Genomic DNA, 9762 nt, shown 5'->3' with positions numbered 1-9762 from the left:
GCGCGGGCGGGTCGGGCGCGTCACGGCGCCCCCTGCGCGCTCACGACCCCTGCCCGCCCGCGGCGAGCAGGGCCAGCACCTCCGGCCCCAGCCGGGTCACGTCGCCGGCGCCGACGGTCAGCAGCAGGTCCCCCGGGCGCAGCCGCGCGACGAGCGCGCGGGCGGCGGCGTCCCGCTCGGGCACGAACCGCACCGAGGCGGCCGGCAGCGGCACGGCGTCGGCGACCAGGGCGCCGCTCACCGCCGGGTCGGGGTCCTCCCGGGCCACGTAGACGTCCAGGACGACGACGTCGTCGGCCAGGCCCAGCGCGCGGCCGAAGTCCTCGGCGAAGGCGCGGGTGCGGCTGACCAGGTGCGGCTGGAAGGCGACCACCACGCGCCCCCGCCCGGCCACCGGGCGGGCGGCGCGCAGCAGCGCCTCCACCTCCGTGGGGTGGTGGGCGTAGTCGTCGACCACGCGCACGCCGGCGGCCTCGCCCTTGAGCTCGAAGCGGCGCCGCGCGCCGCCGAAGGAGGCCAGCGCCCGCAGCACCGGCTCGGGGTCGGCGCCCAGCTCCAGCGCGGCGGCGAAGGCCCCCGCGGCGTTGAGCAGGTTGTGCAGGCCCGGCACCGCCAGGCGCACCGCCAGCGCCCGCTCGTCGGGGCCCGCGTCGACGTCGGCGTCCACGTGCAGCAGCGCCGTGGGCGAGGGCCCGGAGACGTCCACGTCGGACAGGCGCACGTCGGCGTCCGGGTGGGTGCCGTAGGTGCGCACCCGGATGCCGGCCTGCCGGGCGAACTCCGCCACGCGCACCGAGCCGGCGTCGTCCGCGCAGGCCACCAGCACCCCGCCGGGCCGCAGGCGGGTGACGAACTCCTCGAACGCCAGGGCGACCGCCTCCGGCGTGCCGTAGTGGTCCAGGTGGTCGGGCTCGACGTTGGTCACCACGTCCAGCACGGGGGCGTAGGCGCGGAAGGAGCCGTCGGACTCGTCGGCCTCGGCGACGAACGGGCCGGCGCCGTCGCGCGCGCCGCCGTCGCTGCCCCCCGTCAGCTCGCCGCCGATGGCGTAGCCGGGGTCCAGGCCGGCCCCCAGCAGCGCCACCGCGAGCATCGAGGACGTCGTGGTCTTGCCGTGGGTGCCGGCCACGGCCACGCCGCGCCGGCCGACCATGAGGGCGGCCAGGGCCTCGGAGCGGTGCAGCACGCGCAGGCCGCGCTCGCGCGCGGCGAGCAGCTCGGGGTTCGAGGCGCGCACGGCGGAGCTGACCACGACGGTGTCGCCCGGCCCCAGGTCGCCCAGGTGGGCCGCGTCGTGGCCCACGGCCACGCGCGCGCCCAGCTCCGCCAGGCGGCGCAGCGCCTCGGAGCCGGCCGCGTCGCTGCCGGAGACGGCCACCCCGCGCCCCAGCAGCAGGCGCGCGATGCCCGACATGCCGACGCCGCCGACGCCGAGCAGGTGCACGCGGCCGAGCTCGGCCACGGGCAGCGGCTCGCCCGGCGCGCTCACGCGGCACCGCCCGCCGCGTCGGCGACGAGCACGGCGAGGCGCTCGTCGCCGTCGAGGACGCCGAAGGCCGCCGCGGCGGCCGCGGCGGCCGCCAGGGCGGCGGGGTCGGTCAGCAGGGGCAGCACGCGCCCGCGCACGAACGCGGCGTCCAGCTCGGCGTCGGGCACGAGCAGGCCGCCGCCGGCGGCGACGACGGCCTCGGCGTTGCGGCGCTGCTCGCCGTTGCCGATGGGCAGGGGCACGTACACCCCGGGCAGTCCCAGCGCGGTCAGCTCGCTCACCGTCCCGGCACCGCTGCGGCACACCACCAGGTCGGCGGCGGCGTACGCGGTGCCCATGTCGTCGAGGTAGGGGCGCACGACGTAGCGCGCGGGGTCGGCGCCGGGGGCCAGCGCCACCTGCTTGCCGCGGCCGCTGGCGTGCAGCACCTGCGCGCCGGCGGCGAGCAGGTCGGCGGCGGTGGAGCCCAGGACGTCGTTGAGGCGCTGGGCGCCCAGGGAGCCGCCGGTGACCAGCAGCGTGGGCGCGTCCGGGTCCAGGCCCAGGCGGGCGCGGGCGGCGCGGCGCAGCCCGGCGCGGTCGCCGGCGCGGGCCAGGTCGGTGACCTCCGTGCGCAGCGGCATGCCGGTGTGCATCGCCCCGCGCAGGGGCGTGCCGGGGAAGGTGACGGCGACGTGCCGGGCCCAGCGGGCGCCCAGGCGGTTGGCGATGCCGGGCAGGGAGTTCTGCTCGTGCACCACGACCGGCACGCCGGCGCGGCGGGCCGCCAGGTAGGCGGGGGTGGCGACGTAGCCGCCGAAGCCGACCACGACGTCCGCGCCGACCTCCTCCAGGGCGCGGTGCGCGGCCGCGACGGCGCCGCGCAGCCGCCCGGGCAGGCGCAGCAGGTCCGCGGAGGGCCGGCGCGGCAGCGGCACGCGCGGCACCTCGGCCAGCCGGTACCCGCGCTCGGGCACCAGTCGCGCCTCCAGGCCCTCGGCGGTGCCGAGCACCAGCAGGCGCGTGGAGGGGTCGCGCCGGCGCAGGGCGTCGGCGGTGGCCAGCAGGGGGGCGACGTGGCCGGCGGTGCCGCCGCCGGCGAGCAGGACGTTCACCGCGTCCTCCGCTCGCGCCGGGGCAGCACGGCCAGCGAGCGGGCCACGACGGACTCGCGCGCCTTGAGGGCCTCGGGGGCGCCGGGCTCGGCGCGGGCGAAGGACAGCAGCACCCCCACCGCCAGCAGGGTCACCACCAGGGCGGTGCCGCCGGCGGAGATGAACGGCAGCGGCACGCCGATCACGGGCAGCACCCCCAGGACGACGCCGATGTTCAGGCAGGCCTGCCCGAGCAGCCAGGCGGCGAAGCCGGTGACGGCGACCTTGGTGAAGAGGTCCTCGGAGCGGCGCACCAGCCGCAGCGCGGCCAGGGCGAGCACGGCGAAGAGGACGAGGACGACGAGGGTGCCGGGCAGGCCCAGCTCCTCGCCGATGATGGCGAAGATGAAGTCGTTGTGGGCCTCGGGCAGCCACTGCCACTTCTCGCGGCTGGCGCCCAGGCCCAGGCCCCACCAGCCGCCGGAGGCCAGGGCGTACTTGCCCTGCACGGGCTGCCAGCTCGCGCCCTGGATCTCCACGCCCGAGGTGGCCGTGCCGAACAGCCAGTCGTGCACGCGCTTCATGCGGTTGTCGCTGGTCACCACGAGCGCCACGGCCAGCGCCGCCCCGGCGCCACCGGCGAGGGCGAAGAACCTCACGGGCACGCCGGAGGTCCACAGCATCGCCGCGACCATGAACATCATCACCAGGGCGGTGCCCAGGTCCCGGCTGAGCAGCACCAGGCCCACCGTCGCCCCGACCGAGGGCAGCAGCGCGCCGACCAGCTGCGCCGGCTCGTGCAGCCGGTCCCGCTTGCGCGCCAGGGCCAGCGCGCACGCCAGGACCAGCGCCACCTTGGCGGCCTCGGCCGGCTGCGCCGAGAAGCCCCCCACCCGGATCCAGTTGCGGTTGCCGCCCACCTCGTGCCCCAGGCCCGGCACGAACACCAGCAGCTGCAGCAGGGCGGCGCCGACCAGCGCGGGCAGGGCCAGGCGCCGCCAGGCGTGCGCGGGCACCCGGCTCGCCACGAGCAGCACCGTGGCGCCGAGCAGCGCGTACACGGACTGGCTCTTGAAGTAGGTGAACTGCGAGCCGTTCTCGCGCAGGGACTCCACGCTGGAGCTGGAGAGCACCATGACCAGGCCGATGACGACCAGCAGCGCGGTGGTGGCCAGCAGCACGTGGTGGGTGGCCAGCGGGGAGTCCAGCAGGCGCAGGCGCTCGCGCGCCCACTCCCCCGTGGCCTCCAGCCACGCGGGCCGGCGCCAGCCCTCCCCGCGCTCCTGCGGCCCCGGCCGGGTCGCGGTGTTCAGCGCCACCTCAGCCCTCCCGGCCGATCAGGCGCCGCACGGCCGCGGCGAAGGCGTCGCCGCGGTGCCCGTAGGAGTCGAACTGGTCCATCGACGCGCAGGCCGGGGCGAGCAGGACCGTGTCGCCGGGGCGGGCCAGGGCGGCGGCGCGCTCGACGACGGCGTCCATGAGGGCGTCGGCGTGCGCGTGGCGCTGCTCGGCGGGCGCGGTCGGGGCGGGCACGGGGCCAGTCTCGGCGACGTCGACCTCCACGACCGGCACATCGGGGGCGTGTCGGGCCAGGGCCTCGCGCACCACCGCGCGGTCGGCGCCGATGAGCACCGCCGCGCGCAGGCGGTCGCCGGTGCGCTCGACGAGGTCCTCGAAGCGGGCGCCCTTGGCCAGGCCGCCGGCGATCCACACGACGTGCTCGAAGGCGCGCAGGGACGCCTCGGCCGCGTGGGCGTTGGTGGCCTTGGAGTCGTCCACCCAGCGCACCCCGCCGCTCTCGGCGACGGTCTGCGCGCGGTGCGGGGCGGGGGTGAAGGCGCGCACCCCGTCGCGCACGGCGACCTGCGGCACGCCGTGCGCGCGGGCCAGCGCGGCGGCGGCGAGGACGTTGTCCACGGCGTGCGGGGCGATCGGGGCGTCGGAACCCGGCGGGCGCAGGTCCGCGAAGCTGCACAGCTCCGCGGCGCTGGTGCGGCGCTGCTCGACGAAGGCGCGGTCGGCGAGGACGTCCTCGACGACCCCGAGCATCCCCACGCGCGGCGCCTGCCGGGTGAAGCCGACCGCCCGCGCGCCCTCGACGACGTCGGCCTCGCGCACGAGCTCCTCGGTGCGCGGGTCGGCGGCGTTGTAGACGCAGGCGACCTCGGTGTTCTCGTACACCCGGCCCTTGGCGCGCGCGTACGCGTCCATCGAGCCGTGCCAGTCGAGGTGGTCGGGGGCGAGGTTGAGCACGGCGCTGGCCAGCGGGCGCAGCGAGGCGGTGGTGTCGGTGGACAGCCAGTGCAGCTGGTAGCTGGACAGCTCCACGGCCAGCACCTCGAAGCCGTGCGGGTGGCGCAGCGCCTCCACCAGCGGGGTGCCCACGTTGCCGGCGGAGCCGGCGCGCAGGCCCGCCGCGCGCAGGATGGAGGCGGTCAGCTCCACGGTGGTGGTCTTGCCGTTGGTGCCCGTCAGGGTCAGCCACGGGGCGACGGGGGCGCCGGAGGCGGGGTCGGGGCGCATCCGCCAGCCCAGCTCCACCTCGCCCCACACGGGCACCCCGGCCAGGGCCGCGCCCACCAGCAGCGGCGCGTCCGGGCGCCAGCCGGGCGAGGTGACGACGAGGTCGTAGGCGCCCCACGGCCGCGGCGGGGCCTGGACGTGCTCGGGCCCCAGCAGGACCGCGGCGCCCAGGACCCGCAGCAGCTCGCCACGCTCGCGCTGCGCCCCGCCGGTGCCGGCGTCGAGCACCGTCACCTCGGCGCCGGCCTCCAGCAGGGCGTCGGCGGCGGCGAAGCCGGAGGTGCCGATGCCGGCGACGAGGGTGCGCAGGCCCGCCCACGACGAGCCGGCGTGCCGCAGGGCGCGCACCCGGTCGGTGTCGGCCGCGCGCGGGGCGGGGTTGCCCAGCCAGCCGTCCAGGACGTTCGACGCGGCGCTCACGCCCCGACCACCCACTGCGCGTAGAAGACGCCCAGACCCAGCGACACGAACAGCCCCGCCACGATCCAGAACCTGATGACGATGGTGACCTCGCCCCACCCGGCGAGCTCGAAGTGGTGCTGCAGCGGCGCCATGCGGAACACCCGCTTGCCGGTCAGCTTGAAGGAGCCGACCTGGATGATCACCGAGAGGGTGATGATGACGAACAGCCCGCCGAGCAGGACCAGCAGCAGCTGGGTGCGCGAGAGGATCGCCAGGCCCGCCAGCGCGCCGCCCAGGGCCAGCGAGCCGGTGTCGCCCATGAAGATCTTCGCCGGGGAGGCGTTCCACCACAGGAAGCCGAAGCAGGCGCCCATGACGGCGGCGGCCACGACGGCGAGGTCGCGCGGGTCGCGCACCTCGTAGCAGCGCGCCTCGAACTGCGTCAGCGTGTAGCAGTTCTGGTTGGACTGGAACGTGCAGATGAGCACGTACGCGGCCAGCACCATGGTGGTGGCGCCGGTGGCCAGGCCGTCCAGGCCGTCGGTGAGGTTCACGCCGTTGCTGATGGCCGAGGTGATGAACAGCGCCCACAGCACGAACAGCACCGTGCCGACGGCGGCGCCGCCGAAGGCGAGGTCCAGCGCGCTGATGTCGCGCAGGAACGAGACGTTGCGCGAGGCCGGCGTGAGGCCGTCCTCGTCGGGGAACTGCAGCGCCAGCACCGCGAAGGCGACGCCCACCAGGCCCTGGCCGATCAGCTTGGAGCGCGCCCGCAGCCCCAGGCTCTGCTTGCGGGAGATCTTCAGGAAGTCGTCGAGGAACCCGACCACGCCCAGGCCGGTCATCAGCAGCAGCACCAGCAGCCCGGAGACCGTCAGCGGCGTGCCGGTGAACAGGTGCGCGGCCCCGTACGCCAGCAGCGCGCCCAGGATGATCACGGCCCCGCCCATGGTGGGGGTGCCGCGCTTGGTGTGGTGGCTGGTGGGCCCGTCGTCGCGCACGAACTGCCCGTAGCCGCGGCGCACCAGCCAGCGGATGTACAGCGGCGTGCCGAACAGCGCCACCACGAGGGACACCGCCCCCGCGACGAGGACGGCCCTCACGCGCCGGCCCCCGTCGCGCCCGCGCCCGCCGGGGCACCACCGGCGATCAGGCGCTCGGCGAGGCGGCCCAGCCCGGCGCCGTTGGACGCCTTGACCAGCACGACGTCGCCGGGGCGCAACTGCTCCTGCAGCACCTCCGCGGCCTCCTCGACGTCGGCGGCGAAGGCGGCCTCCTCGCCCCAGGAGCCCTCCATCACGGCGCCGGTGTACACCGGGCGCGCGCCCGCGCCCACCACGAGCAGCTTGGAGACGTCCAGGCGCACCGCGTAGCGGCCCACCGCGTCGTGCTCGTCGCGGGAGGCGGCGCCCAGCTCGAGCATCTCGCCCAGCACCGCCCAGGTGCGCCGGCCGCCGGCCATGCCCGCCAGCGCCTTGAGCGCGGCGCGCACCGACTCGGGGTTGGCGTTGTAGGCGTCGTGCACCACGGTCACCCCGTCGGGGCGCTGCACGACCTGCATGCGCCCGCCGCTGGCGGCCTCGGCGCCCGACAGGGCCGCGGCGACGTCCTCGAGGGCGACGCCCAGCTGCAGGGCCGCGGCGGCCGCGGCCAGGGCGTTGGGCACCTGGTGCTCGCCGTGCAGGCGCAGGTGCACCGGCGCGGTGCGCCCGCCCGCGCTGAGGGTGAAGAGGGGGCGGGCCAGCTCGTCGGTGCGCACGTCCAGCGCGCGCACGTCGGCGTCCGGACCGAGGCCGAAGGTGACCACGCGCGCCGACGTGCGCGCGGCCATCGCCGCCACGCGCGCGTCGTCGGCGTTGAGCACGGCGACGCCGTCGGCGGGCAGCGCCTCCACCAGCTCGCCCTTGGCGGCGGCGGTGGCGTCCAGGGAGCCGAACTCCCCGGCGTGCGCGGAGCCGACGTTGAGCACCACGCCGGTGCCCGGCCGGGCGACGCGGCACAGCGCGGCGATGTGCCCGGGCCCGCGCGCGCCCATCTCCACCACCAGGGCGGCGGTGCCGGCGCCGGCGCGCAGCACGGTCAGCGGGGCGCCGACCTCGTTGTTGAAGCTGCCGGTGGGCGCCACGACCGGGCCCAGCGGCGCGAGCACGGCCGCGAGCAGGTCCTTGGTGGTCGTCTTGCCCGCCGAGCCGGTCACGCCGAGCACCCGCGGCCCGCCCCCGCCGGCGCGCAGCCGCGCCAGGGCGCCGGCGGCGAGGCGGCCCAGGGCCGCCACGCCGTCCTCGACGAGGACCACCGCGGCGCCCCCCGGCACCTCGACGGGGCGCTGGGCGAGGACGAGCACCGCCCCGGCGGCCACCGCGGCGGCGGCGTGCTCGGCCCCGTCGACGCGGGCCCCGGGCAGCGCCACGAACAGCGCCCCCGGCTCCACGCGCCGGGAGTCCACCACCACCGGCCCGTCCACGACGGTGCTCGCGGCCCCGGCGACGAGCCGGCCACCGGCCAGCTCCGCCACCTCCGCCGCGGTCAGCGCGATCACGACACACCTCCTGCTGAACTCGTGCTCACCGCGGGCGCCGCGTGCGCGGCGGCCCGGCGGTGCAGCTCCTCGGCCGCCACCACCCGGTCGTCGAACGGCACGACGACCCCGGCGGTCTCCTGACCCGTCTCGTGGCCCTTGCCGGCCAGCAGCACCGTGTCCCCGGCGCCGCCGCAGCGCTCCAGCGCGGCGGCCACCGCCGCGCGCCGGTCGGGCACCTCCAGCACCTCGGCCGCCGCGCCGGCCGTCCCCGACAGCACCGCGGCGCGCACGCCGGCGGGCGGCTCGGAGCGGGGGTTGTCGTCGGTGACGACGACGAGGTCGGCGCCGCGGGCCGCCGCGGCGCCCATGAGGGGCCGCTTGGAGCGGTCGCGGTCGCCGCCGGCGCCGAGGACGACGCCCAGCCGACCGGGGGTCAGCGGGCGCAGCGTCGCCAGCGCGCGCTCGATCGCGTCGGGGGTGTGCGCGTAGTCCACGAGGACCAGCGGCTCGCCCGGTGCCCCGGTGCGGACGCGCTCCATGCGGCCGGGCACGCCCTCGGCGGCGGCCAGGCCGCGCTCGACCTGAGCGGGCGCCAGGCCGGCGGCCAGCGCGGCCACGGCGGCCAGCGCGGCGTTGGCGACGTTGAAGTCGCCCGGCAGCGGGCAGCTCAGCGCCAGCTCGGCGCCGTCGGCGGCCACGAGGCGGAAGGAGCTGCCCGCGCGCCCGGTGCGCACGTCGCGCACCGACCAGTCGGCACGGGCACCGCCGCCGGCACCGCCGTCGCCGTCGCCGGTGCGCACGGTGGTCACCGGCACGCCCGCCTCGGCGGCCAGGCGCCGGCCCCAGGCGGAGTCCACCGCGACGACGCCGCGGCGGGCGTGCCCGGGCGTGAAGAGCCGGGCCTTGGCGGCGAAGTACTCCTCCATGGAGCCGTGGAAGTCCAGGTGGTCCTGGCTGAGGTTGGTGAACACCGCGACGTCGAGCACGAGCCCGTCGACGCGGTGCAGGGCCAGCGCGTGGCTGGAGACCTCCAGCGCGCAGCCGCGCACGCCGGCGGCCACCATGCGCGCCAGCAGGGCGTGCAGGTCGGGGGCCTCGGGGGTGGTGCGCACGCTGCCGACGCGCTCACCGGCCACGCGCGTCTCCACGGTGCCCAGCAGGCCGGTCGTCCAGCCCGCGCGGCGCATCAGCCCCTCGACGAGGTAGGCGGTCGTCGTCTTGCCGTTGGTGCCGGTGACCCCGACGGTGACGAGCTGCTCGGCGGGGCGGCCGTGCACGCGGGCGGCCAGCTCGCCCAGCACCGCGCGCGGGTCGTCGACGACGAGGACGGGCAGGCCCGCGGCGGTGGCCCCGGCGGCCCCGGCGGCGTCGGTGAGGACGGCGACGGCACCGGCGGCGGCGGCCTGGGCGCAGAACCGCGCGCCGTGCACGTTCGCGCCGGGCAGGGCGGCGTACAGGTCGCCCGGGCCCACCCGGCGCGAGTCGAGGGTCGCGCCGGTCACCGCGCGCGCACCGGCCCGCTCGAGGTCGTCGCCGGCGGGGACGTCGAGGGCGGTGCCGAGGGAGGTCGCCGCGTCCGCGAGGGTCAGGGGCCGCCGGGCGCTGCCGCCCGGCCCGTCGGTCATCGGCACGCTGGGAGGTTACCCGCCCGTGACCGCGCTCCCCGCACCGCACCGCGGGCGTGTTGGCCGCGGGTGCCGCGGCGCCCGGCGCTCACGGAGCCTCCCCGCCCCAGGTGAGCGGCAGGGCGGCGG

The 9762-nt window shown here is 78.0% G+C and carries 7 protein-coding genes; all 7 read right to left on the bottom strand.

The features are described from left to right. Window positions 1-40: 40 nt before the first annotated feature. Window positions 41-1414, bottom strand: coding sequence for a UDP-N-acetylmuramate--L-alanine ligase (murC, locus tag GTR00_RS07270; protein WP_205705267.1), 1374 nt, complete (start codon window positions 1412-1414; stop codon window positions 41-43). A 71-nt stretch (window positions 1415-1485) separates the two neighbouring features. Next, window positions 1486-2583, bottom strand: a complete 1098-nt coding sequence (gene murG / locus GTR00_RS07265; RefSeq protein WP_166610964.1) for an undecaprenyldiphospho-muramoylpentapeptide beta-N-acetylglucosaminyltransferase — start codon at window positions 2581-2583, stop codon at window positions 1486-1488. Then, the gene (gene ftsW, locus GTR00_RS07260) at window positions 2580-3881 is read right to left on the bottom strand and encodes a putative lipid II flippase FtsW (protein ID WP_166610963.1); all 1302 of its coding nucleotides are present in this window, start codon (window positions 3879-3881) and stop codon (window positions 2580-2582) included. The genes murG and ftsW overlap by 4 nt, the downstream gene beginning before the upstream one ends. 1 nt (window position 3882) lies before the next feature. Then, window positions 3883-5505: a UDP-N-acetylmuramoyl-L-alanine--D-glutamate ligase gene (murD, locus tag GTR00_RS07255; protein WP_323132308.1), complete on the bottom strand. Its 1623-nt coding sequence runs from the start codon at window positions 5503-5505 to the stop codon at window positions 3883-3885. Beyond that, window positions 5502-6590 (bottom strand): phospho-N-acetylmuramoyl-pentapeptide-transferase, encoded by a 1089-nt coding sequence (mraY, locus tag GTR00_RS07250; protein WP_166610962.1) that lies wholly within the window; start codon window positions 6588-6590, stop codon window positions 5502-5504. The genes murD and mraY overlap by 4 nt, the downstream gene beginning before the upstream one ends. After that, window positions 6587-8026, bottom strand: a complete 1440-nt coding sequence (locus tag GTR00_RS07245; protein WP_166610961.1) for a UDP-N-acetylmuramoyl-tripeptide--D-alanyl-D-alanine ligase — start codon at window positions 8024-8026, stop codon at window positions 6587-6589. Before GTR00_RS07245 ends, mraY begins: the two co-directional genes overlap by 4 nt. Next, window positions 8023-9633, bottom strand: a complete 1611-nt coding sequence (locus GTR00_RS07240; RefSeq protein WP_166610966.1) for a UDP-N-acetylmuramoyl-L-alanyl-D-glutamate--2,6-diaminopimelate ligase — start codon at window positions 9631-9633, stop codon at window positions 8023-8025. Before GTR00_RS07240 ends, GTR00_RS07245 begins: the two co-directional genes overlap by 4 nt. Between the last annotated feature and the right edge of the window lie 129 nt (window positions 9634-9762).

Source organism: Kineococcus indalonis (assembly GCF_009906395.1).
Lineage (GTDB): Bacteria > Actinomycetota > Actinomycetes > Actinomycetales > Kineococcaceae > Kineococcus > Kineococcus indalonis.
This window is presented reverse-complemented; position numbering and strand designations above follow the sequence as displayed.

Excerpts from the sequence above, each read along its gene's own strand:
- murC (WP_205705267.1), bottom strand. The coding sequence starts at position 1,414 with ATGTCGGGCATCGCGCGCCTGCTGCTGGGGCGCGGGGTGGCCGTCTCC.
- GTR00_RS07240 (WP_166610966.1), bottom strand. The coding sequence starts at position 9,633 with ATGACCGACGGGCCGGGCGGCAGCGCCCGGCGGCCCCTGACCCTCGCG.